Consider the following 23,117-nt stretch of genomic DNA (forward strand, 5'->3'; position numbering starts at 1 on the left):
GAGCGCCAGCGGAGGTGACGCGATGAGTGAGCGCAGCGAGCGAATCATCGGGTGCCTCGTCGCGACCGGAGCGCCAGCGGAGGTGACGCGATGAGCATCACCGATCTGCGACGTCCGTCGGTGGCGATCGGGGCGGCGCCCGCCGAGCCGCGGGCGCCGCGCGTCGTCGCCCGCGCGCTCCTCGCCGCCGTGGCCGCCGTGGCCGTGCAGGTGCTCGGCTACCTCGCCGGCTGGTCGGGTCACGGCAGCACCGCGATCACGCTGTACTACGCCGGCCTGGTCGCGCTGATCGTGCCGTTCGTCGTGGTGCTGCTGCGCCACGACCTGACGGCCCGCACCCGTCGGCTCGTCGTCGTCGCCTACGGCGTCCTGATGTACGTGTCGTGGTGGGCCACCAGCCCCGCGTTCGCCGGCCGGTTCGACGAGACCCTGCACGTGGCGACCCTCGCGGGCATCGCGGGCGGCGAGGGCTGGTTCCACCCCAACCCGATGCTGCCGGTCAGTCCGCACTACCCGGGCCTCGAGTTGGCCACCTACGCCCTGTGGTGGCTCACCGGGCTGCCGCCGGTGGCCTGCCAGGCCCTCATCGCCGTGCTGTGCCGCATCGTGGTCGTCGTCGCGCTGTTCGCCCTCGCCGAGCGCGTCTCCCGGTCGGCGCGCACCGCCGGCCTCGTCGTGCTGCTCTACTCCGCCAGCCCGCAGTTCGTGTTCTTCAACGCCCAGTACGCCTACCAGACGCTCGCGCTCGCCCTGCTCCTCGGCGCGCTCGCCCTGCTCGTGGCCGCCGACGACGTCCCCGATCGGCCCGGCGTCGCCGGCTCCTCGGTGGCGACCCTGCGCCGCCGCCGGATCCTCGCCGCGCTGAGCTGCCTGCTCGCCCTGGCGATCACCCACCACCTCACCAGCTGGGTCGGGGCGGTGGCGCTGACGGCGTGGGCGGCACTCAGCGCGCTGGGCCGCGGACGCCGTACGCGCACCCTCGCCACCGGCGCGCTCGCCGCCCTCCTGACCGTGGCGGCCTGGACCGCCGTGGTCGGACCCCTGCTCGCCGACTACCTCGGCCCGGTCTTCGAGGCGGCCGGCGACCAGGCCGCCCGCCTGCTCGCCCTGGACGGCGCCCAGCGCACCGTCGGCGCCGACGCGGGCGGCACCCCGACCCCGCTGTGGGAACTGGCCGTCATGGCGGCCTCGGTGCTCGCCTGGCTGATCCTGCTGGCCGCCGCCGGTTGGCCGGTGCTGCGCGGTCGCGCCCTCCTGGCTCGGCGACCCGAGCGCTGGCTCGTGCTCGGCGTCGCCGCGATCTACCCCGCGCTGCTGGCCGCCCGCTTCGCGCCGACGGCGTCCGAGGTCGCCGACCGCAGCTCCACCTTCGTCTTCCTCGCCCTCGCCCTGCTCGTCGGCTGCTGGCTCGCGCCGCGGCTGACCCAGGTCGGACGCCGCCGGCTCGTCGGCGCCCCGCTGCTGACCGTGCTGATCCTCGGCGGGATCATCCTCGGCGGCGGTCCCGACTGGCAGCGCGTGCCGGGCCCCTACCTGCCGGGCGCCGAGCAGCGCTCGATCGACGCCACCACGATCGCCGCCGCCCGGTGGGCCGGCGTCCACCTGCCGGCCGGCAGCCGCATCGTCGGCGACCTCACCCTCGACCGCACGATGGCCGACTTCGCCCCGGTCGTGCCGGTCACGGAGTCGGCGGGCGATGAGAACCCCACGCGGCTGTTCGTCTCCCCGACGCTGACCACCGACGACCTCGCCCTGCTCGAGCGCGACCGCGTCGACTTCGTCGTCGTCGACCTGCGCATGGCCGGTCGCGAGGCCCTCTCGGGCAACCTCTTCGACGCCGGCGACGCGTTCGGGCCCTCGATGGTGCGCCCGAGCCTCGCCCAGCTGGAGAAGTTCGGGCAGGTGCCGGGGGCCCGGGTCGTGCTCGACGGCCCGATCCGCGTCTACGACGTGCGCGCGCTGCGCGGTGAGCCGCAGACCTTCGCCGACGCCGCCGACCCCGTGCTGCCGGGGGCCTGGCGCCCGGTCTCCCTCGCGCTGGTCGGCGGTCTGCTGCTCGCCGGCGCCGCCGTCGGGGCCGCGCGGCTGCGGGCCGGACGGCGCGGCGTCACCGGTGAGTCCGGAGTCCGCCCGTCGTGGCTCGACGGCGGCGCACCGACGCTGCTCGTCGTCGTCCTGCCGGTGCTGGTCGCACTCGGGGCCCTCGCCGTGCCCCTGGCCGCCTACGCATGGACAGGTGCGGCGGCGACCGCCGTCGTCGTGCTGGGCACGATCGTCGCCCTGCGCCCGCTGCCCGCCGCGGGCGACGGCGATGGCGCACCCGCGCGTCGCCTCGATCCCGAGGTCGTCGTGCCGCTGGTCGCGAGCGCGGTGCTGCTCGTCGTCCTGGTCGTCGTGGCGAGCATCGCCTCCTGGCGGGGCCTGTTCACCGCCCCGCTGCCCCCGGCGCCCCCGGCTGTCGCGACGAGCGGAACCAGCGCGGAGGCCGGCCGATGAGCAGCCTGACGGATCCTCGGGCCTGGCGCCGGCACCCCATCCTCGGCTCCTTCGGCGCGCTGCTGCTGGCGCAGGCCGCGGGCACCGCGCTCGGCTTCGGCTTCTGGGTGCTGGTCGCCCGTCTCGTCGACCGTGAGCAGGTCGGCATCGCGGCCGGTGCGATCTCCGCGCAGACCCTCGTCGGCTTCCTGGCCGCCCTCGGCATCGGCACCCACCTCGTCGTGGTGCTCCCCGGCGAGGAGCCGGCCGCGCGCCGTGCGCTGGTGACCCGCGGTCTGGTGATCGCGGCGGCGGCCGGTGCGCTGCTCGGCCTCCTCGTGCTGGTGCCCGCCGGTCTGGGGCTGCTCGGCGAGACGCTCGAGCAGGCCCTCCGCGGGGGCGGCGCGGTCGCGTTCGTGGTCGGCGTCGCCGCGGCGGCGGCCGCCGTGGTGCTCGACGAGGCCGTGCTGGGGCTCGGCCGCCCGCGCGTGCAGGTGTGGCGCAACCTCGTCGCCGCCGGCGTGCGGTTCCCGGTGGCCGCGCTCGCCGTCGGCGTGGGCCTCACCGAGGCCGAGGTCCTGCAGTGGTGCTGGGTGCTGCCGCTGGCCGGCTCCGTCGGCGTCGGCCTCGTGGCCTCCGGCGTGCTGCGCGTGCCGGCCGGCGCGGCCGCCGCGGTCGAGCGGATCCGCCTGCGCGGGCACGCCCTGCCGGCGCTGCGCCATCACGTGCTCACCGTCGCGGTCGCCGCCTCCACCCAGATCGTCCCGGTCGTCGCCGCGGTCACCCTGGCGCCGTCCGACAACGCCCGGTTCGCGCTGGCCTGGCTGGCCGCGACGCTCGTGTTCCTGCCGCCCTACCTGCTCACCGTCGCGCTGTTCGCCGGCGCCGCGGCCGACGGCCGCACCCGCAGCGAGCGGGTCGCCCGGGTGCGCGAGACCGTGCGCTGGACCCTCCCGGGTGCGCTGGGGCTCAGCCTCCTGCTCGTCGTCGGGGCCGGCGTGCTCGGCGGCCCGGTGATGGAGGTCTTCGGCCGGACCTACGCCGAGGACGCCGCCCACCTGCTCGCCCTGCTCGCCCCGGCCGGTCTGTGGATGGTCGTCAAGGACCACCTCGTCGCCCTGTGGCGCGCCGAGGATCGGCAGGGTCACGCCACCCGGCTGTGCGCGGTCGGCGTGCTCCTCGAGACGGCCGGTGCCGCGGCCGGTGCCGCCGTCGACGGCGCGGAGGGGCTCGCCCTCGGCTGGCTCGCCGCCATCCTGGTCGAGGCCGTCGTCTTCGCGCCCGCCCTGCGCCGGGCCTTCCTCGACGACCCGGACGCCGTCGCGGCGCCCGTCACGCGCTCCCGCGTCCGCCGCCTGTGGCCCGCGGCCGTCCTGATCGCCGGCGTCCTCGCCGCCGCGCTCGTCGTGGCGGGCATCCGTCAACCGACCCCGCCGCCGGCCACCTGGCGCGCGCCCGGCGCCGCCGCCGCCTCGGCACTCGCCGGCGCCTCCCTCGAACGCGCCGAGGCGACCTGCCGTCCGACGCCGGCCCGCCCCGGTCCCCGCCTCGACCTGGGGGTGCAGCCGGCCGTCACCCCTACCCGCGACCTCCCGACCTCGACCGTGCAGCGGCTGGTCGAGCGCGCCCGGGCCGCGGGTGCCTCGGTCATCTCGACCGGCGTCTCCTGGGCGGCCGCCCAACCCCGAGCGTCCGACGCCCTCGACCTCGATCCCGCCGTCCGGGTCGTCCGGGCCGCGCGGGCCGCCGGCCTCCAGGTGCGCGTGCAGCTGACCGGCGCCCCCGGCTGGGCCGTCGCAGAGGGCCGCGGTCGCTGGCGGCCCCCGCTCGCCCCGCGTGAGCGGGCCGCCTGGTCGGGCTTCGTCGCCGCCACGCTGCGGCAGCTGCCGCCCGTCGACTACCTCGAGGTCTGGACCGAGCCCGACAACCCGCAGTACTGGCCCGAGCCGGACGCCGCCGCGTACGGCCGCCTGCTGCGCGACACCCGCACGGTGGTGCGGCGGGTCGAGCCGGGTGCCCGGCTGATCACCGGCGGCCTCGACGGCAACGACACCGCCTACCTCGGCGACCTCCTCGACTGGTCGCGGCGCTCGGCGCCCGGCGGGCGGCTGCCCGCCGCCTACGTCGGGCTGCACCCCTTCGCCGGCGAACGGTCCCCCGACCGGCGCGGCCCCGATCCCGCAACCGACTTCCTCGGCTACCGGGCGGTGCTCGAGCAGCTGCGCGCCTCCGGGCCCGTCGGCGGCGAGGCCCGCGTCTACATCGGGGAGTTCGGCTACCCGGTCGGCCGGGACGACCAGGCCGGTCGGGCCGGTCAGGCCGGTCGGGCCGGCGGGAGCGACCGGGGCGGCCTGACCGACGCCGTCCGGGCCCGGTACGCCCGCACCGCCCTGGGCCTGCTCACCTGCACGCCCGAGGTCGACGTCGTGTCCTGGTACTACCTGCACCCCACCGCCTACGACCCCCCGCGCTGGACCCTGCTCGACCGTCGGCTGCGCCCCGACGCCACCTACCGCACCCTCGCCCGCTGGTACGCCGACACGGCGACGGCAGGCCGGAAGGAGACCCCGTGACGACGCTGATACGGTCCCGAGCATGCACACACGGGATCGCCCGGCCCGATGACCTCGGCGCACCCACGCTGCCGCTGCGGACACGAGCACGCCGCCCACGAGCACTACCGGCGCGGCACCGACTGCGCGCTGTGCGACTGTCGCCGCTACCGGCGTCCGCTCCGGTCGCTGCTGTCCCGGCTGCCTTCGCTCGCGCGGGCCGATCGGACGCCCGATGAGCGCCCCGACGTGGAGCAGTCGACCGACTGACGTCGACGTCGCGATCTGCGCCTACACCGAGGACCGCTGGGACGACCTCGAGCGCGGGTTGGGGGCGCTGACCCGCCAGACCCTGCCGCCGCGACGGATCATCCTGGTCATCGACCACAACCCCGCCCTCCAGGTCCGGGTCGCCGACGCCTTCCCGCAGGCCGAGGTGGTGGCCAACCCCCGGTCGGCCGGCGCCTCGGGGGCGCGCAACGCCGCCGTCGAGCTGGCGAGCGCGGAGATCGTGGCCTTCCTCGACGACGACGCCGAGCCCGCCGAGACCTGGCTCGAACAGCTCCTCGGCGCCTACGACTCCGACGTCGTCGCCGTCGGGGGTGCGGCCGTGCCGCGGTGGCCCGACCGGCGTCCGCGCCACCTCGCGCCGGAGCTCGACTGGATCGTCGGCTGCTCCTACCGCGGCCAGCCGGCCGAGCGCACCGACGTCCGCAACCTGTGGGGCTGCAACATGTCGGTACGCCGGACGGCGTTCCTCGCCGTCGGCGGGTTCGACGAGACCGCCGGCCGGGTCGGCACCGTGCCGATGGGCGCGGAGGAGACCGAGCTGTGCGTCCGGCTCACCCGGCACGCCACCGGCAGTCGGATCGTCTACGAGCCCTCCGCGGTCGTCCGGCACCGCGTCACCGAGGCCCGCACCACCTGGCGCTACCTGCGCAGCCGCAGCCTCGCCGAAGGACTCTCCAAGGCCGCGATGGCCCGTCGCACCGGGGCCGCCGAGGCCACCTCCGTCGAGCGCGACTACGTGCGCCGCATCCTCACCGGTGCGCTGCGCCGCGACCTCCTGCGGGGCCTGCGCGGCGACGTCGCCGGCTGGTCCTCGGCCCTCGGCGTCGTGACCTCGCTGGGCCTGGCGGTGTGGGGCTACGTGCGGGGCCGGCTCCGGCTGGGCACGGGCGGCGTCGGCCGCGAGGCCGAGCGCCTGCGGGGAGCCGCATGAGGCCGCTGCCTGTGCTGATGTACCACTCGATCGGCGGGCCGATGCCCGACCGGTTGAGCGAGCTGTCGGTTCCCGCCCCTCGGCTGCGCGAGCACCTCGACGCGCTGCGGTCGGCCGGCTACCGCCTGCTCGGTCTGGACGCCGCGTTGGCCGCGCGCGCGGCCGGCGAGCGGGTCGTCGCGCTCACCTTCGACGACGGCTACCCCGACTTCCTGCACGCCGCGCTCCCGATCCTCGAGGAGCACGATGCCGGCGCCACCCTGTACGTGCCCACCCGGCATCTGGGCGGGCGCACCACGTGGCTCCCCGACGCCGACCTGCCGCTGCTCGACGCCGAGGAGGTCGCGGCGATCGCCCGCCGTCCCGGTATCGAGGTCGGCTCGCACGCCGCCCGCCACGTGCCGCTCGACGTGCTGCCCGCCGGCGACCTGATGACCGAGGTCGCGGAGTCGGCGGCCGTGCTCGGCGAGCTGGTCGACGGTCCGGTGGCCGGGTTCTGCTACCCCCACGGCTACCACGCGCCGGCGGTGCGCAGCGCCGTCCGGGCGGCCGGCTTCACCCACGCCTGCGCCATCGGCCACCGGGTCAGCCCGCCGGGGGAGGACCCGTGGGCGCTGTCGCGGCTGCTCGCCGGACCGCAGCACGACGCCGCCGCACTGCTCGATCTCGTCGAGCAGCGGGTGGTGCCGGGCGGCGCGGCGTTCCGGGCCGTCGCGGGCCCGCCGTGGCGGTGGACCCGACGCGTCGTCCACCGCACCACGGGGCGGTGGTGGACGTGACCTCCAGCCCGTCGTCGCCGCCCACCACCCGCGCCACCTCGACCGCGTCGGTGGGGGTGGTCGTGTGCACCCATCGGGCCGAACGGCTGCCCGAGCTGCTCGAGGCCGTCGCCTCGCTGCGTCGCCAGCAGCTCCCCCCGACGTCCGTGCTCGTGGTCGTCGACGAGGGCCCCGACCTCGAGCGACAGGTGCGTTCGGCGCTGGCCGACCTCGCGACCGACGCCGACCCCGCCGCCGACGACGCCGACGCCGCCACCGACGCCGCGGGTCCGCCCGTGCGGGTGCTGGGCCTGGGCCGCAACCGCGGCGTCTCGATCGCCCGCACCGAGGGGGCCCGGGCGCTCGACACCGACCTGGTGGCCTTCCTCGACGACGACGCCGTCGCTCATCCCGACTGGCTGGCCGTGCTGGCCGACGTGCTCGTCGACAGCGCCGTCCTGGGCGCCGGCGGCCGGTCGGACGCCGTGTTCCTGGCGCCGCGGCCCCGCTGGCTGCCCGAGGAGTTCCTCTGGACGGTCGGCTGCAGCTACCGCGGCCAGCCGCGCACCCGCGCGCGGGTGCGCAACGTCTACGGCGGCTGTGCGCTGCTGCGCCGCGAGGTGTTCGTCGATCTGGGCGGCTTCCATCCCGAGATCGGCCACCGCGACGGCTTCAGCGGCGGCGGCGAGGAGGCGGAGTTCTGCCTGCGGGCCTCGGCCGCGACCGGGGGCGTCTTCGCCTACGAGCCCGCCACCGGCATCGACCACCGGGTGCCCGGCTGGCGGCTGACCTGGCGCTACTACCTCGGACGCTGTGTGGCCGAGGGGCGCATGAAGGCCCGCCTCGCCCGCCTGGGCCCGGGGTCGACCCTCGGTCCCGAGCGCTCCTTCGCGGTGCGCCTGCCGGTGGCGATCGTCCGCTACCTGCTCGCGCCGCCCGCCGGCGTCGGCCGATCGGCCGCGTTCGGGGTGGTGGCCGGCGGTCTGGCCGTCACGGTCGGCATGATGCTCGACGCTGTCGCGGTCCGAGGAGGACGTCGATGAGGATCCTGCTGCTGGCCCAGTTCTTCCCGCCGATCATCGGCGGCGAGGAGCGCCATGTCGCCAACCTGGCCCGCGAACTGGCCGCACGCGGGCACGAGGTCCATGTCGGCACCCTCGACATCGGGGCCGAGCCCGAGGCGCCCGACGGCGTCGTCGTCCACCGGCTCGCACACGTCGGCTCCCGCCTGCCCGGGCTCTACCCGACCGCCGACCGGCCGCTCGCCCTGCCGGTGCCCGATCCGCTGACGACCCGGGGGCTCACCGCGCTGCTGCGGGAGGTGCGGCCCGACGTCGTCCACGCCCACAACTGGATCGTGAACTCCTGGTTCGCCGTCCCCGGCTCCGGGCGGCTGCCGCTCGTGCTCTCGTTGCACGACTACGGCCACGTCTGCCCCACCAAGCGCCTCGTGCGCGACGGCGCGCTGTGCCCCGGCCCGGCGCCCCGCGCCTGCCTCTCCTGCGCCGGCGACCACTACGGCACCCCGCTGCGGGGCGCGGTGATGCAGGCGGCGGTGCGCGGTGGCCGCCCGCTGCGCGAGCGCCGCGTCGATCTGTTCGCGCCGGTCAGCCGCTTCGTGGCGCGCGCCAACGGCTTCGCCGAAGGCGACGTCCGCAGCGAGGTGGTGCCCAACTTCGTGCCCGACGCCCTGCTCGACCGCGCCCTCACCACGCCCCGCGACCCCGCCCTGCCGGCCGGCCCGTACCTCTTCTTCGCCGGCGACCTCAGCCACCAGAAGGGCGTCGACGTGCTGCTCGCCGCCTGGCGGCTGCTGCCGGCGGAGGGTCGCCCCGACCTCGTGCTCGTCGGGCGTCCCGAGGCCGACCTCGGCGAGGTGCCCCCCGGCGTCCACGTGCACCACCGCTGGCCCCACGACCGGGTCGTGAGCGGCTTCGTGCACGCCGAGGCGGCCGTGCTCCCCAGCACCTGGCCCGATCCCTGCCCGACCACCGTGCTCGAGGCGCTCGCCCTCGGGGCGCCCGTGGTGACCACCGATCGCGGGGGCATCGCCGACATGGTCGCCGACGGGCACAGCGGACTCGTCACGGCCGCCGGCGATCCGGCCTCCCTCGCCGACGCCCTCACCCGGGTGCTGACCGAGCCCGGGCTCGGCCAGCGGCTCGCGGCCGGCGGCCGGGACGCCGTCCGGCCCTACCTGGCCTCGTCGGTGGCCGCGCAGCTCGAGGGGATCTACACCCGGCTCGCGCGGTGACCTCGGTCCGCTGGAGGCTGTGACGTTGGTCCCGACCTCGCTCCATCGGTATCCCCAGAGCAGGTTGCGGGCCTAACCTCGAGGAGTCCCTCAGGTCGGTGAGACAGACGCCGATCGGGTGAAGGCCCGTCCCCCACGGGTCGCCCCCCGCGTCACTCCACCCCTCGGGAGTACCCCTTGTCGCGCCCCCCGCGGCCCTTCACGGCTGCCCGCACCCCTCGCACCCCCCGTGTCCCCGGGACCCTCGGCACGCTGCTCGCGACCGCCGCCCTGCTCGCGACCGGTCTCCTCGCCGCCCCGGCCCAGGCGGTCCCGGCGCCCACGCCCGACAGCGTCCGGTTCGCCGCCCGTGGCACCACTTACTACGTCGACCCGGCCGGCTCGGACGCCGCCTCCGGCACCTCGACGCGCACCGCGTGGGCGAGCCTGGCCCGGGTCTCGGCCGCCCGCCTGCGTCCCGGCGACCGGGTGCTGCTGCGCCGCGGCGCGGCCTGGACCGGCGCCCTGCGCATCGCCGTCTCCGGCACGGCGCTCACCCCGATCCGGATCGGTGCCTACGGCGTGGGTGCTGCGCCGCGTCTGAGCGGCGCCTGCGTGGAGATCGCCGGCGACCAGGTCGTGGTCGAGGACCTCGCCGTGATCTCCTGCGACTGGTGGGGCGTGCACGTGCTCGGCGACCACGTCACCGTGCGCGGCGTCCTCGCCTCCGGCAACGTCGCCGGCATCTCCGTCGATCGCGGCGCCGACGACGCGCGGGTGCTCAGCAACCGGCTGATCGACAACAACCGGCTGGCGCCCGGTACCGACGGCCCCGACGACGACTACGGCGCCAACGGCATCGAGGTGCTCGGCAGCCGCGCCGAGATCGCCGGCAACACCATCAGCGGATCGTGGGCGCCCTCGCCCGACTACGGTCGCGACGGCTCGGCCGTCGAGATCTACGAGGCCGTCGGCACCCGGGTGCACGACAACGTCGCCACCGACAACCTCACCTTCACCGAGCTGGGCTCCGCGCTGACCGCCGGCACCCGCTACGAGCGCAACGTGGTGCGCTCGAGCATCCCGGGGTCCTCCTTCCTCATCACCCGTGGTCCCGGCGACGCCTGGGGCCCGGTGTTCGGCACGGTGGCGGTGGGCAACGACGTCCTGCTCACCGGAGCGGGCTCGTTCCTGACCTGGTGCGGCGGCGAGTGCGGTGCCGACGTCCTGTCCATGGCGGACAATCGGCTCTCCCTCGGCTGATCGTCTCCTGCCAGGATGGGCCGCATGGTCTCCCCCCGTCACCCCGTCCAGGGCAAGGTCGTCGCGGTCACCGGAGCAGGTTCCGGCATCGGTCGGGCGTTGGCGATCGAGCTCGCGCGTCGTGGTGCGCAGGTCTCGGGGTGCGACGTCGACGCCGCGGGCCTGGCCGCGACCGCGGCGGAGGTGCCCGGCATGCACACGGCGCGGGTGGACATGTCCGACCGCGTCGCCGTCGAGGCCTACGCCCAGGAGGTCGTCGCCCACTTCGGTGTCGCCCACCAGATCTACAACAACGCCGGCATCGCGTTCACCGCCACGGTCGCCGAGAGCACGTGGGAGGACTACCGCCGCGTGCTGGCGGTCAACCTGGAGGGCGTCATCCACGGCACCCAGGCGTTCCTGCCGCACCTGCTCGACTCCGGCGACGGGCACGTCGTCAACATCTCCAGCCTCAACGGCTACTTCGCCCAGCCCGGCATGTCGCACTACGTCACCGCGAAGTTCGGGGTGCGCGGCTTCACCGAGACCCTGCACGCCGAGATGCTGCTCTCCGGCAGCCCGGTGCGCGTCAGCGTCGTGCACCCCGGCGGGGTCGCGACCTCGATCTCCGACAACGCCCTCGAGCTCGCGCGCGCCGCGGGCAAGGAGATCACCGAGGCGGCCCTCGCCCGCACCCGCACCTACCGCGAGAAGCTGCTCTCGATGGACCCCGCCCAGGCGGCGCGGATCATCGTCGGCGGCGTCGAGCGCGGCCGTCCGCGCATCAGGGTCGGCCGCGACGCCGTCGCCATCGACCTGCTGTGCCGCACGGCGCCGACGCTGGCGACGCGCGCGGCGGTCGCCTTCGAGCGGCAGCTCCTCGCGGGCGAGAAGCGCGCCGCACGACGCTGAGTCCTGTGGGCTCCTGCGCGGGCCCTCGCCGGTCCGTGCCGAGCCCGAGCCCGAGGCTCAGAACACGTGGTGGGAGAGCACCCACCCGACGCCCGCCCAGGCGCCGAGGCAGAAGGCCGTGGTGGAGCCGACGGCGAGGCCGGCGATGACGGTGGCGCGGGCGATGGGGTGTCGAGTGCGCCACCGACCTGAGCTGAGCGCGGGGGTGTGCGCCATCAGGAGGGACGGGGTGGGAGCCATATCAGGACAAACGGCCGCCCCGCGCCAAGGTGACGTGCTGTCAGTCGACTCGCTCGCGTGCGCTAGACCGGATCCGGAACATCCGATGAACGGTGCGGGGAGCCCGGGGAACGACACGGACGCCGCCCCATGAACGGGACGGCGTCCGGAGGGTCGCGCGGGGTTCCGGCTCAGATCATCGGGCGCATGTAGCCCGGCGCCTCGACGTCGATCATGGAGAGCGACGAGGCGTGGTAGACCAGCCCCGGCACGTGGATCGCGTGGGTCAGGCCCATGTGGACGTCGCGCCAGAACCGCTGCAGCGGGTGGTCCATGCGCATGCCGTTGCCGCCCGAGCGCGCCACGATCTCGTCGACCGCCCGCACCGCGCGCCACGCCGCGGCCACCTGGTTGCGCCGCGAGAGCGAGCGCTCGCCGAACTCGTACTCCTTGCCCGCGGCTACGGCGTCGTACATCTGGCTGACGCCGTCGAGCAGGGTCACCCGGGAGGCGTGGATCTCGGCGGCGGCGTCGGCGACGGCGTACATGACGTACGGGTCGTCCTTCACCTTGCGACCGGTGATCTGCACGCGGCCCTTCTGGTAGGCGAGGTGGTGGGCCAGGGCGCCCTCGGCCATGCCGATCACGGCCGAGGTGATGCCGAGCGGGAAGATCGCCGAGAACGGCATCTGGTAGGTCGGGTTCGTCAGGCCGCGGTCGCGCCACGCCGAGCCGTCGACCAGGCTGGTGTAGGTGATCGTGCGGTAGTCGGGGATGAACGCCTTCTCGACGATGATGTCCTTGCTGCCGGTGCCCTTGAGGCCCACGACGTCCCAGGAGTCCTCGACGATCGTGTAGTCGCTGCGCGGCAGCAGCACGTGGATCAGCTGCGGCGGGTCGAGCAGCGGGACGCCGTCCTTGTCGCCCATGAGGGCGCCGAGGAAGAGCCAGTCGCAGTGGTCGGTGCCCGAGGAGAACTGCCAGCGCCCGGAGAACTCGTAGCCGCCGTCGACCGGCTTGAGCACGCCCATCGGCGCGTACGGCGACCCGACCCAGACCTCGTGGTCCTCGCCCCAGATCTCCTCCTGCACGCGCGGGTCGGCGAAGGCCATCTCCCACGGGTGCACGCCGACGATGCCGCAGATCCAGCCCGTCGCGCCGTCCTGCGCGGCCACCGCCATGGTGGCCTCGGCCCACTCGCGCGGGTGCGACTCGTAGCCGCCGTAGGCCGCCGGCTGGAGCATCTTGATGACGCCGACGTCGCGCAGGATCTTGGCCGCCTGGTCGTCGAGGCGGCCGAGGGCCTCGTTGACCGGGCCGAGCGCGGCGATCTCCTCGGCGCGTTCGGCGATCTTGGCGAAGACGTCGCTGGCGTGAGGACTCACGGCGGTCCCCTCTCTCATCCGGATCGAAAACTAGAACTTGTTCTCATTGTGCCCGGTGAGGTCAAGTCTTGGCGAGACCCGGTCCAGTGCCGGTCCAGTGCCGGTCCAGTGCCGGTCCCGTGCGGGTCAGCTCGGGCGGACCCCGGTGCAGCGGAACAGGTCGTCCGAGCCGTTGGTGTCGCCCGGGTCGCCGCCGGCGATCAGGGTGGTGGCGCGCGAGGTGATGACGACCGTGCGCCCGTCGCTCGACACGCCGCCGACGTCGCCGGTGGCGACGGCCGGGCGACCGCGCGGCGTGCGGCTGAGCGGCACGAACGCGGTCGGGTAGGCGCCCCGGCCGAGGGTCGCCCGCCAGGGCACCGGCGTGCCGTCGGTGGCGCCGCGGGCCAGGGTCGTCGAGCCGCTCGTGACCAGCACGAAGCGCCCGTCGGGTGAGAGCTGCACGCCGTCGGCGGCCGCGTCGGCCGCACGGGACGCCGTCCTGCTCGCCCGGATGAGCCGCCCGGAGCGGGCGTCCCACACCACCGCCTGCTGGAGCCCGTCGTTCGCGCCGGTCTCGGCCCGGGCGTTCGTCAGGTAGGCAACCCGCCTCCCGTCCGCGCTGATGCTCGGGAAGCCCCGCTCGATGAGCCGCTTCTGGGTGCCGGTCGAGGACACCCGGGTGATCGCCCCGGTCCGCGCCGTCCACACCGCGATCGAGCGCCCGCCGGGGCGGGGCAGCAGGCCGGCGCCCGGGCTGCTCTCGCTGAGGAACGCGATCCGCCCGCCGTCGCGGCTGATGCTGGGGTGCCGGGACGGGCGGTCGTTCTGGGTGCCGTCGCGGAGCTTGGAGACGATCACCGTCGTCCCGGTCGCGAGATCGCGCCGGAACACGTCCGTCGTCCCGTTGGTGTCGCTGGTGCGGGAGACGACCGTGCTCGCGAGGGAGGCGTACGCCAGGAACCGGCCATCGCCGGAGAGCTCGGCGCTCTCGACGGCGCCGTCGGTGGGCCCGCCGGCCGCGTCGAACGTCTCCTGGGTCACGCTCATCGAGGCCCGGCGCCACACGAAGGCATCGGTGTACCCGTTGGTGTCGCCGGCGGCCAGATTGCTCGCGGCGGAGACGAACGCGACCCGGGAGCCGTCGTCGGAGACCGAGGGCGAGAAGCTGTCCCCGTTGGTGTCGCCGTAGACCCCGGCCGTCGAGATCATCGTCGTGCTGCCGTCGGCGGCGTCGTACAGGAAGACGTCGCGGTAGCCGTTGGTGTCACCCGGCACGAGGCCGTTCGCGTAGGAGCTGAACACGACGAAGCGGCCGTTCGGACTCACGTCGATGCTCGCGGGCCCCGCGTCGACGCCCTCCGCGGGCGCCGTGCCGTCGGGGAGACGGGAGATGCGGGTGCAGGTCTGCACCGGAGCGGCGGCAGCGGCGACGAGGGTGGGCGCGGGGGCGGACGACGCCGCGCCGACCGTTCCCAGCGCGGGCAGCGTGGCGAGGACGAGCGGGACGACGGCGAACGCGGCGCGAGGGAGGGTCACCCGCTCAGTCTCGGAGCGGATCCCCCGCGCGCAGGGGCGGTCGGGGTCTCAGGCCGGTCTCAACCGCGTGCCGCGGCCCGCCGCGCCAGCAGGCCCGCGGCGAACCGGGAGCCCAGCAGGAACACGCCGAGCACGATCGAGGCGACCACGATGAAGGAGAACGCGGTGCCTTCGCCGACCAGCTGTCGCACCACCATGCCGCCGGCCACCGTGGCCACCCACACGACCGGTCCGCCGGTGCGCCCGAGCGGATCGAGGGACGCCGCGCGGGCGATCGTCCACCCCAGCGCCAGTCCGATGAGGAACGGCCCGGCGGTCTCGGCGACGCCGAGCACCGTGAGGCCCTCCTCGTGGCTCGAGCGGCCGATCGCCGCGAACACGATCACGAGGACGGCGTCGAGGGCCAGCGCCGTGGTCAGGGAGCGGTGCGGAGCGGTCGTGCTCATGCCGTCATCCTCCCCGACGCACCGAAGCGGTCAGGACGCCGCCCGCTCGCCGGAGGCGATCGCCTGGCGCACGGCGGAGTCCAGCCCGGTGGTGAAGGCCGGATCGCCGTCCCCGTAGACGGCCACCACGTGCCGCAGGATCGGGAAGGAGTTCGAGCCCTGCGCCTGGGTGTAGATCGGTTCGACGTAGAGCATCTGGCCCTGCAGCGGCACCGCGACGAGCTGGCCGAGCACGACCTTGGAGTTGCCGCCGCGTTGCAGGGTCAGCGCCTCGGAGATCCGCGTGGTCGACTCGATGTCGTTCTGCACCTGGGCCGGCGAGCCGACGCCGGCGCCGGAGGGGAAGCGCAGCAGCGTGAGGTGCCCGTAGTCGGCACCGGGCGTGGAGTCGACGCTGAGGAACCCGGCGAGGTCGTGGTGGTTGAGCGTCACCAGCGGTGTGCTCAGCGAGAACCTCGCCTTCGAGGTGCCGTCGGCCGAGAGCGTCTGGTAGACCGACGGGTCGCTCGGCGTCCGGGCGGGCGGGGTGTAGGTGGTCGAGGAGTTGAGCTGCTGGGTGGCGGCGACCGTCGGGTCGGTCGGCACCGACCAGAAGTCGTTGCCGCTGTAGAAGTCGGCCGCGTCGGTGACGTGGTACTTCGTCAGCAGCTGCCGCTGGACGTCGAAGAGGTCCTGCGGGTAGCGCAGGTGCGGCAGGAGCGCGGCCGGGATGGCGCTCTCGGGCTCGATGAGCCCGGGGTCGATCGACGTCCAGGCGGTCAAGAGCGGGTCGGGGTGCGCTGCCTGGTCCCACGCGTAGAGGTGCACCTCGCCGGTGTAGGCGTCGACCGTGGCCTTCACCGAGTCGCGCATGTAGTTGACCGCGCCGTGCGGCTGCGCCACCGAGGCGCCCTGGGCGGTCAGCGTGCTGGTGGTGGCCTGGTGCAGGTCGACCTGCTGGGCGTCGGGGTAGGTGCTGGCGGTCGTGTAGCCGTCGACGACCCACTCGATGTCGCCGTCGACGACCACCGGGTACACGTCGCCGTCGAGGGTCAGCCACGGCGCGAGCGCCGCCACGCGGGCCCGCGGGTCGCGCACCGTCAGGATGCGCGAGTCGGTGTTGATGCCCGAGGAGAGCAGGATCTGCGGGCTGCGCAACGTGGTGGCGTAGAGCAGCCGGTGCCACCACGAGCCGACCGGGACGCCGCCGCCGCCGGTGTAGGTCGTGTGCGTCGCGGCGGCATCCGTCCCGGCGCCCGCGGGGTGGTCGAACTCGACCGGTGCGGCACCCTGCGGCTGACCCACGATCGAGTAGGACGGCGAGTTCTGGCCGAAGTAGACCCGCGGCTGGGTCACCGGGATCTGCTGCTCGGGCGGGAGGCCGCCGTCGAGGAAGGTCGGGACGCCGGTGGTGGGGTCGATGCTGTCGGTGGGAGCGGCCACCACGCCGTAACCGTGGGTGTAGACGAGGTGCTGGGTCGCCCAGGTGCTGCGCGAGACGTTGCCGGCGTGCAGTTCGCGGACGCCGATCGCGACATCGCGCGTGCGTCCGCCGAGCGGGTAGCGGTCGACGTCGAGGGTGTTCTTGAAGCCGTAGTAGGCCTGGAGCTGCTGCTTGACGTCGAAGGTCGGCGTCAGCCGGTTGGGGTCGAGGGCGCGCAGCTGGGTGTCGTCGAGCGCCTGGCGGGTGAGCGCGGCCAGGGAGGGCCGGGCCGCGGCGTCCGTCGCACCGGCCTCCTGCACCGTGACGTCGCCGATGCCGAACGCGGCGGCCGTGGCCTGCTGGTTGCGGCGGATCTGCGGCAGGTCGAGGGTGGCGGCGCTCGGCTGCTCCTTCAGGTGCTGGACGAGCGCGGGCCAGGCGGTGGCGAACAGCAGGGAGGCCACCACCGTCAGCGCGACCGCGCCGGCGAGCAGCCGGCCGCGGCGCAGCACGACGTTCGCCGCGAGCGCGAGCGCCACGAGCACGACGACGACGATGAGGCCGATCCGACCGGGCCCGACGGCGTGGGTGTCGGTGTAGCCCGCACCCGTGACCGGGCCGCGGTTGGAGGTGGTCAGGGCCATCCGGTCGAGCCAGTACGACCCCGCGTGCACGAGCAGCCACGCCGCGAGCAGCGCGGAGGTCTGCGCGATGAGGGGGCGGGTCACGCGTCGTCCGGGCCCGCGCAGCCGCAGGCTGCCGTGCACCAGCGCGGCCACGATCGTCGCCACGATCGCCCAGGTGAGCATCGAGGAGAGCAGGCCCACGACGGTGCGGTGCCAGGGGTAGATCTCCACGTAGTAGGAGAGGTCGCGGTGGTAGGTCGGGTCCGTCGTCCCCCACGGCACGGCGTGGCGCCACAGCAGGTACTGCTGCCACGAGCCGGACGCCGCGGTGCCCAGGCGATAGGCCGGCACGAGCGTGAAGACCGCGAGCACGAGGCGGCGGGCGGCCACCGGGTGCGCCTCGACCCAGGCCCGCCACCCGCGCGCCTGCTCGTCCTCCTCGCGGGGCCACGGCGCCGGCGCCGTGCGGTTGACCAGGACGACGGCGAGCGCGCCCAGGCCGCCCGCGAGGAGGGCGGTCACGATGCCCAGCAGCAGCTCGGCACGCAGTCGCGTCGCGTAGACGGCGCCGTCGCCGAGGGAGTCGAACCACAGGCGGTTCGTCTCGACCCGCGCCAGCGCCGAGACCGCGACCGCCACCAGCCCGATCGCGACGACGCTCAGCAGCGCCCGGCGTCCCCATCGCCGCAGGCGGCGCAGTCCGGAGGTGAAGGGATCGAGCGGGTCGCTCGCAGCGACGGTGTCGGCCGGAGCGACCGGAGCCTGGGATGCCACGACCGGCCAGGCTAGGGGCGCCGACTGAGCGTTCTCTGGTCGCGACCTGAAGGGCGGCTGAGCCCCTGGTGGGCCCCGGTTGGGCCCCCGACGGAGCCCGGTGTGTCAGGCTGGCGGCCGGTGAGAGGGGTGGTCGATGGCCCGCAGGACGCACGAGTGGCCCGACGAGCTGCGCGGCTCGGTGCTGCGCCCGCTGTGGCTCGACACCCCCGACCGGCCCGACCCGCGACCGACGCTCACCGACGCCGGTCGCGAGGAGGTCGACCTGGTCGTGGTCGGTGGCGGGTTCACCGGGCTGTGGACGGCGTTGCGGGCGGTCGAACGGCGTCCCGGCACCCGCGTCGTCCTGCTCGAGCGCGACCGCATCGCCGAGCACGCCACCGGCCGCAACGGCGGGTTCTGCGAGGCGAGCCTCACCCACGGCGAGGGCAACGGCCGGGCGCGCTGGCCCGAGGAGTACGACCAGCTCGAACGCCTCGGCCTGCGCAACCTCGACGAGATCGAGCAGACCGTGGCCCGCTACGACATCGACTGCGGCTGGGCGCGCGGCGGTCAGCTGAGCGTCGCCACCCGCCCGCACGAGGTCGCGGCCCTCGAACCCGACGTGCCCGGCTTCCTCGACGCCGCGGCCGTGCGGGCGCTCGTCGACTCCCCGACCTACCTGGCCGGCCGGCTCGCGGCCGAGGAGTGCGCGGTCATCGATCCGGCGCGGCTCGCCTGGGGCCTGGCCCGGGTCGCGGAGGAGCACGGCGTCCGGATCGCCGAGCACACACCGGTGACCGGGCTGCGCCGGTCGTGGCCCGGCCGCGGTGTCGAGGTGGCCACGCCGCTGTGCGATCTCCGGGCGCGGCAGGTCGTGCTGGCCACCAACGTCTTCCCCGGGCCCCTGCGCCGCACCCGTTGGGACGTCGTCCCGGTCTACGACTACGTGCTCGCCACCGAGCCGCTGACGCGGGCGCAGCTGTCCTCGCTGCGCTGGGACCCCGCGATCGGGGTGGCCGACTCCGGCAACCGCTTCCACTACTACCGCATCACGCCCGACCATCGGATCCTCTGGGGCGGCTACGACGCGATCTACCACTACGGCCGCTCGATCAGCGCCGCCCACGACGATCGGGCCGCCACCTTCGCCGTCCTGGCCCGCAACTTCGCCGACACCTTCCCGCAGCTGCGCGGGGTGCGGTTCACCCACCGCTGGTCGGGTGTCATCGACACCTCGACCCGCTTCTGCGCCTCCTACGGCACCGCCATGGGCGGCCGGGTCGCCCACGCCCTGGGGTTCACCGGCCTCGGCGTCGGCGCCTCCCGCTTCGCGGCCGACGTGATGCTCGACCTCCTGGAGGGCGAGCCCACCGAGCGCACCTCGTTGCGCATGGTCCGCGAGCGCGCCCTGCCGTTCCCGCCCGAGCCGTTGACCTGGATCGGGGTGCAGGCCACGCGCTGGTCGCTCGCCCGCGAGGACGCCACCGGTCGCCGCAACCGCTGGCTGCGCAGCCTGGACGCCCTCGGCCTGGGCTTCGACTCCTGAGCTGTCGGATCCAGGCTCAGCGCGGCAGCGGACGCCGGGCCCGCAACGCGATGGTGGCGGCCTGGGTGCGGTTCGCGGCGCCGAGGTGGCGCAGCAGGCCGGTCATCCGGTTGCGCACGGTCTTCTCCGAGATGCCCAGGCGCTCGGCGATCTCCTTGTTCCGCAGGCCCTCGGCGATGGCCGCGAGCAGGCGCTGGTCCTGCTCGGTGAGGCCGGCGATGAGGTCGTCGACGCTGGGTTCGGCGGGGGTCGTGGCCAAGGTCATCACGTGCTCGGACACCGCGGGGTCGATGATGCGGGTGCCCTCGGCGACGGTCAGCACCGACTTGGCGATCGAGCGCGCGGACGCCGTCTTCAGCAGGTAGCCGGTGACGCCGGCCCGCAGCGCGGCCCGCAGGCTCTCCGCGTCGTCGCTGGAGGTCAGCGCCAGGACGCGGGTCGTGCCGGCGTCGACGACCTCGCGGCACAGGTCGAAGCCCGACCCGTCGGGCAGGACGCCGTCGATGATGGCGACGTCGGGCAGCTCGGCGCCGATGACGGCGCGACCGGAGGCGACGGAGTCGGCCTGTCCGACCACCACGATGTCGGGGAGGGTCGACATCAGCTCGATCAGTCCGCGCCGCGTGACCTCGTGGTCGTCGACGATCACCACCCGCACGGTCGACGCGGCGGTGGCTGGGTTCGCCATCAGGGCTCCGTTCGGGAAGGGGGTTTCGGGTGCAGCGGCAGTGCTGGTGGCGGGATCAGGATCGGGACCCCCCGCCCGGTTGGCACGCCGACGCGCCGCCCGACGGCGAGGAGGGTCCATCCGTCCCGGCCATGAGAGAACGAATCGCCCCCGCGGAGGTCACCCGTTTGGTTGAATGATCCCCGTCGCATTCATCGCACGACCGGGGGGAGGCCGATGAGCGCGGACATCAGCCGGACGACTCCGGCCTCTTTCAGTGAACATCCGTCCACTGCGACGGTCGACCTGCGGGCCGCCATCGTGCGCCGACGCCGTCGACGGCTGGTGCGCCAGCTGTCCGTCGGTGGCGCGGTCTACTTCGGCGCCCTCGTGTTCGGCCGCCTCGCCCTGCCCCTCGGCGGCGACGCCGGGCCCCTGTGGGCCGGCTACGGCATCGCGCTGGGCTGGATGTGGGCGCGTCGCGGGCCCGCCGCCTCCCAGCGCCTCGCCGTCATCGCCGGCTGCACGCTCCTCTTCGGGTGTCTCTCCGAGGGCGGGCTCCCCACGGCGGTGACCTACACCGCCGTGCTGGTGGTCAGCCTCGCGACCTCGACCGCGATCCTGGCCCGGGCCGGGCACATCCGGGCGCTCGGCATCAGCCGCTCCGAGCCCGGCTCCGAGTGCGTCACCCCGCTGCTGGCGATCCCGGTGGGCGTGGGCCTCGGCGTCCTCGTGGGCTGGGCGCTGAGCCGGGTCACCGGCGCCTGGTACCCCGACGACGCCACCGGCCTGCTGCAGCTCGGGCTGCGCGACGTCACCGCGATGCTGGTCGTCGGCGTCCCCCTCATGCTCTTCGAGCGCGGGGTGCTCACCTTCAGCGTCCCCCGACCCGTCGGCCCGCCCAGCCTGCTCACCGGCATGGCCGGCACGACCGAGCGCGTCGCCTTCGGCCTGGCCTCCCTCGGTGCCGTGGCGATGCTCGTCTGGGTCGAGCAGCCGCTGCTGACGCTCGTGCTCATCCTGCCGGTGTGGGCCGGGCTCCGGTTCAGCAGTGCGGGAGCGGTCCTGTGCTCGGTGGCCGTCGGTCTGACCGTCACCGCGGCGGCCGTGCAGGAGGTGGGCATGTTCGCGCTCGTGCCCTCCGAGACCTCCCGGATGGTGATCGCCCAGGCGACGATCGTGGTCGCCGTCGCGTTCGGTCTCGTGCTCGGGCTGCGCCAGCAGGAGGCCCGTACCCTCGCGATCGCCCAGGACCTCGCGCACCGCCGGGCCCGCGCCAGCGAGGCCAACCTGCGGGCGATGCTGCGGCGTCTCGACGACGGCGTCGTCATCGCCGACCTCGACGGTCGCATCCGCACCGTCAACCCGCGGGCCTGCGAGATCGCCGGGCGCACCGAATGCCAGCTGCTCGGCCGGCTGCTCACCGACGTCTGGCTCGACGGCACCCCGCCGCGCCCGGCCGAGCAGCACTCCGTCGAGCTGCGCTCGCGCATCAGCCGGCTCATCGACCGCGGCCGCACCCAGAGCGTCGAGACGGCCCTCGAACGCGCCGACGGGCGCGTCGTCACGACGATGAGCCACTTCGTGCCGCTGACGGGCGACGACCCCTCGCACGCGCTCGCCGTCGTCTTCACCGACGTCACCGAGCAGCGCCGCTACGAGCACCGGCTCGTCACCTTCGCGCGGTCGGTGGCCCACGACATCAAGGGGTCGATCGGCGCGGTCGGCCGGTGGTTCGAGATCCTCGACATGACCCTCGAGACCTACGACCTCACCCCCGAGCGCCAGGCCCGACTCCGGTCGCTGACCGATCAGGGCACGATCGCGACCCGGGAGCTCGGCGACCTGCTCAACGGTCTGCTCGCCACGGCCACCGAGCGGGCACCCGACACCGACGTGGTCGACCTCGCCGGGTGCATCCGGCGCCAGGCCTGGCTGCTCGGACTCGCCGACGCCGTCGAGATCGCCGACCTGCCCCCGATCCTCGGGCGGGCCGCCGAGCTCGAGCAGCTCATGGCCAACCTGCTGGCGAACTCCGCGCGCTACACCCGCGCCGGGGAGCGACCGCGCATCCGCATCACCGGCGAGCGAGTCGACCCCGCCGGACTCGGGCGGGTCGTGGTGACCGTGCGCGACCACGGCATCGGCATCCCCGAGGACGAGCTCGAGGGCGTGTTCGCCCCCGCGCGGCGCGGCTCCAACGCCGCCGTGGAGGGCCACGGCCTGGGCCTGGCGATCTGCGCCGACATCGCGCGGGGACACGGCGGCGACATCCGCGCCGTCCTCCCGCCCGACGGCGGGCCGGGCGTGTGCATGGAGGTCGTCCTCCCCGCCGCCGTCGACCGCGTCTGAGCCGAACAGTTCCCACCGGACGCCCACCCGGACGCCCACCCGGACGCGAGGCCTCCCACGTCGTCCTCGTCACGCGGTGGTTCGGATGCGTCGGTTCGGGGAAGGAGGTCGCCATGAGCAGCTCCGCCCGCCCGCACCTCTCGGTGGTGCCGTCGTCCCGCCCGGTCCGGATCGTGCTGATCGATCCCTTCGAGCTCGCCGTCCTCGGCCTGCGATCGGTGCTGGCGCCGTTCGCCGGTCGCGTCGAGCTGCTCGCCGTCGAGCAGGCGGTCGCCGATCCACGCACCGTCGACCTCGTGCTCTACGAGCCGGTGCAGCAGACGGCGGCCACCCAGGGCCTCCTGCGCCACCTGATCACCGTCGGCGGGTGCCGGGCCGCGGTCTACTCCTGGCGCGATCGCGCCGAGGGCGAGTCGACCGGCTCCTTCGTGGCCCACCTCAGCAAGGCGCTGGCGGCCGACGAGCTGGTGGCGGCCGTCGAGACCCTCCACGCCGGCGGCAGCGCCGTGTCGGTGCGGCCGGCCGTCGACCGCGGCCCGCTGCGCGCCGTCCGCGCGCACTGCCCGTCGACCACGTTGACCGCGCGCGAGGCCGAGGTGCTCTTCCTGGTCACCCAGGGCCTGACCAACAACGAGATCAGCGGCCGCCTCTGCCTGAGCATCAACTCGGTCAAGACCTACATCCGCACCGCCTACCGGGCGATCGAGGTGACCCGTCGCTCCCAGGCGGTCGCCTGGGGCATGCAGCACGGTCTCGCCCCGCTCGCCGGCGACCCGGTGCTGAGCGCCTGAGCGCACGATGTCGAC

Annotated in this window: 17 protein-coding genes; 11 read left to right on the forward strand and 6 right to left on the reverse strand. The window is 74.9% G+C overall.

The annotated features are described in order from the left end of the window. Positions 1–90 precede the first annotated feature (90 nt). From ABD671_RS13555 to ABD671_RS13590, 8 genes are all read left to right on the forward strand, one after another. Positions 91–2,496 (forward strand): hypothetical protein, encoded by a 2,406-nt coding sequence (locus tag ABD671_RS13555; protein ID WP_344733938.1) that lies wholly within the window; start codon positions 91–93, stop codon positions 2,494–2,496. After that, positions 2,493–5,048: a hypothetical protein gene (locus ABD671_RS13560; RefSeq protein ID WP_344733939.1), complete on the forward strand. Its 2,556-nt coding sequence runs from the start codon at positions 2,493–2,495 to the stop codon at positions 5,046–5,048. Before ABD671_RS13555 ends, ABD671_RS13560 begins: the two co-directional genes overlap by 4 nt. A gap of 214 nt (positions 5,049–5,262) precedes the next feature. Further along, on the forward strand, positions 5,263–6,249 hold the full coding sequence (locus ABD671_RS13565) for a glycosyltransferase family 2 protein (protein WP_344733940.1): 987 nt from the start codon (positions 5,263–5,265) through the stop codon (positions 6,247–6,249). After that, on the forward strand, positions 6,246–7,028 hold the full coding sequence (locus ABD671_RS13570; RefSeq protein ID WP_344733941.1) for a polysaccharide deacetylase family protein: 783 nt from the start codon (positions 6,246–6,248) through the stop codon (positions 7,026–7,028). The genes ABD671_RS13565 and ABD671_RS13570 overlap by 4 nt, the downstream gene beginning before the upstream one ends. Next, positions 7,025–8,050: a glycosyltransferase family 2 protein gene (locus ABD671_RS13575; protein ID WP_344733942.1), complete on the forward strand. Its 1,026-nt coding sequence runs from the start codon at positions 7,025–7,027 to the stop codon at positions 8,048–8,050. Before ABD671_RS13570 ends, ABD671_RS13575 begins: the two co-directional genes overlap by 4 nt. After that, positions 8,047–9,261 (forward strand): glycosyltransferase family 4 protein, encoded by a 1,215-nt coding sequence (locus ABD671_RS13580; protein ID WP_344733943.1) that lies wholly within the window; start codon positions 8,047–8,049, stop codon positions 9,259–9,261. Before ABD671_RS13575 ends, ABD671_RS13580 begins: the two co-directional genes overlap by 4 nt. 177 nt (positions 9,262–9,438) lie before the next feature. Beyond that, positions 9,439–10,503: a right-handed parallel beta-helix repeat-containing protein gene (locus tag ABD671_RS13585; RefSeq protein ID WP_344733944.1), complete on the forward strand. Its 1,065-nt coding sequence runs from the start codon at positions 9,439–9,441 to the stop codon at positions 10,501–10,503. Positions 10,504–10,527: 24 nt separating this feature from the next. Beyond that, positions 10,528–11,394 carry an SDR family NAD(P)-dependent oxidoreductase gene (locus tag ABD671_RS13590; RefSeq protein ID WP_344733945.1) on the forward strand — a complete coding sequence of 289 codons (867 nt, stop codon included), beginning with the start codon at positions 10,528–10,530 and terminating at the stop codon, positions 11,392–11,394. A 57-nt stretch (positions 11,395–11,451) separates the two neighbouring features. Here the strand turns inward: ABD671_RS13590 and ABD671_RS13595 are convergent, their stop codons facing one another. The 5 genes from ABD671_RS13595 to ABD671_RS13615 all read right to left on the reverse strand — a co-directional run bounded on the left by ABD671_RS13595 (position 11,452) and on the right by ABD671_RS13615 (position 17,764). Continuing rightward, positions 11,452–11,610, reverse strand: coding sequence for a hypothetical protein (locus tag ABD671_RS13595; protein ID WP_344733947.1), 159 nt, complete (start codon positions 11,608–11,610; stop codon positions 11,452–11,454). 194 nt (positions 11,611–11,804) lie between these two features. Continuing rightward, entirely contained in the window at positions 11,805–12,998 is a 1,194-nt protein-coding gene (locus ABD671_RS13600) for an acyl-CoA dehydrogenase family protein (protein WP_344733948.1), read from the reverse strand. Between the two features lie 126 nt (positions 12,999–13,124). Further along, a complete protein-coding gene (locus ABD671_RS13605) occupies positions 13,125–14,516 on the reverse strand; it encodes a TolB family protein (protein ID WP_344733950.1) in 1,392 nt (463 codons plus the stop codon). Between the two features lie 59 nt (positions 14,517–14,575). After that, on the reverse strand, positions 14,576–14,962 hold the full coding sequence (locus ABD671_RS13610) for a DUF3054 domain-containing protein (protein ID WP_344733951.1): 387 nt from the start codon (positions 14,960–14,962) through the stop codon (positions 14,576–14,578). Positions 14,963–14,992: 30 nt separating this feature from the next. Further along, positions 14,993–17,764 (reverse strand): UPF0182 family protein, encoded by a 2,772-nt coding sequence (locus tag ABD671_RS13615; RefSeq protein ID WP_344733952.1) that lies wholly within the window; start codon positions 17,762–17,764, stop codon positions 14,993–14,995. A 136-nt stretch (positions 17,765–17,900) separates the two neighbouring features. Here ABD671_RS13615 and ABD671_RS13620 point away from each other — a divergent pair, with 136 nt between their 5' ends. Then, complete coding sequence (locus ABD671_RS13620) at positions 17,901–19,292, forward strand: NAD(P)/FAD-dependent oxidoreductase (RefSeq protein WP_344733953.1); 1,392 nt, start codon at positions 17,901–17,903, stop codon at positions 19,290–19,292. Positions 19,293–19,308: 16 nt separating this feature from the next. On the opposite strand, the gene ABD671_RS13625 is transcribed toward ABD671_RS13620, so the two are convergent. Continuing rightward, positions 19,309–19,980, reverse strand: a complete 672-nt coding sequence (locus ABD671_RS13625) for a response regulator (RefSeq protein ID WP_344733954.1) — start codon at positions 19,978–19,980, stop codon at positions 19,309–19,311. Between the two features lie 216 nt (positions 19,981–20,196). Between ABD671_RS13625 and ABD671_RS13630 the strand changes: the two genes are divergently transcribed. Together ABD671_RS13630 and ABD671_RS13635 are read left to right on the forward strand one after the other, a co-directional pair. Next, the gene (locus ABD671_RS13630; RefSeq protein WP_344733955.1) at positions 20,197–22,311 is read left to right on the forward strand and encodes an ATP-binding protein; all 2,115 of its coding nucleotides are present in this window, start codon (positions 20,197–20,199) and stop codon (positions 22,309–22,311) included. Positions 22,312–22,424: 113 nt separating this feature from the next. Next, entirely contained in the window at positions 22,425–23,102 is a 678-nt protein-coding gene (locus ABD671_RS13635) for a helix-turn-helix transcriptional regulator (protein WP_344733956.1), read from the forward strand. Positions 23,103–23,117 lie beyond the last annotated feature (15 nt).

It is taken from the genome of Nocardioides fonticola, from assembly GCF_039536805.1.
Classification (GTDB): domain Bacteria; phylum Actinomycetota; class Actinomycetes; order Propionibacteriales; family Nocardioidaceae; genus Nocardioides; species Nocardioides fonticola.

Excerpts from the sequence above, each read along its gene's own strand:
- ABD671_RS13555 (WP_344733938.1), top strand. The coding sequence starts at position 91 with ATGAGCATCACCGATCTGCGACGTCCGTCGGTGGCGATCGGGGCGGCG.
- ABD671_RS13560 (WP_344733939.1), top strand. The coding sequence starts at position 2,493 with ATGAGCAGCCTGACGGATCCTCGGGCCTGGCGCCGGCACCCCATCCTC.
- ABD671_RS13565 (WP_344733940.1), top strand. The coding sequence starts at position 5,263 with ATGAGCGCCCCGACGTGGAGCAGTCGACCGACTGACGTCGACGTCGCG.
- ABD671_RS13570 (WP_344733941.1), top strand. The coding sequence starts at position 6,246 with ATGAGGCCGCTGCCTGTGCTGATGTACCACTCGATCGGCGGGCCGATG.
- ABD671_RS13580 (WP_344733943.1), top strand. The coding sequence starts at position 8,047 with ATGAGGATCCTGCTGCTGGCCCAGTTCTTCCCGCCGATCATCGGCGGC.
- ABD671_RS13590 (WP_344733945.1), top strand. The coding sequence starts at position 10,528 with ATGGTCTCCCCCCGTCACCCCGTCCAGGGCAAGGTCGTCGCGGTCACC.
- ABD671_RS13595 (WP_344733947.1), bottom strand. The coding sequence starts at position 11,610 with ATGGCGCACACCCCCGCGCTCAGCTCAGGTCGGTGGCGCACTCGACAC.
- ABD671_RS13610 (WP_344733951.1), bottom strand. The coding sequence starts at position 14,962 with ATGAGCACGACCGCTCCGCACCGCTCCCTGACCACGGCGCTGGCCCTC.
- ABD671_RS13620 (WP_344733953.1), top strand. The coding sequence starts at position 17,901 with ATGGCCCGCAGGACGCACGAGTGGCCCGACGAGCTGCGCGGCTCGGTG.
- ABD671_RS13625 (WP_344733954.1), bottom strand. The coding sequence starts at position 19,980 with ATGGCGAACCCAGCCACCGCCGCGTCGACCGTGCGGGTGGTGATCGTC.
- ABD671_RS13630 (WP_344733955.1), top strand. The coding sequence starts at position 20,197 with ATGAGCGCGGACATCAGCCGGACGACTCCGGCCTCTTTCAGTGAACAT.
- ABD671_RS13635 (WP_344733956.1), top strand. The coding sequence starts at position 22,425 with ATGAGCAGCTCCGCCCGCCCGCACCTCTCGGTGGTGCCGTCGTCCCGC.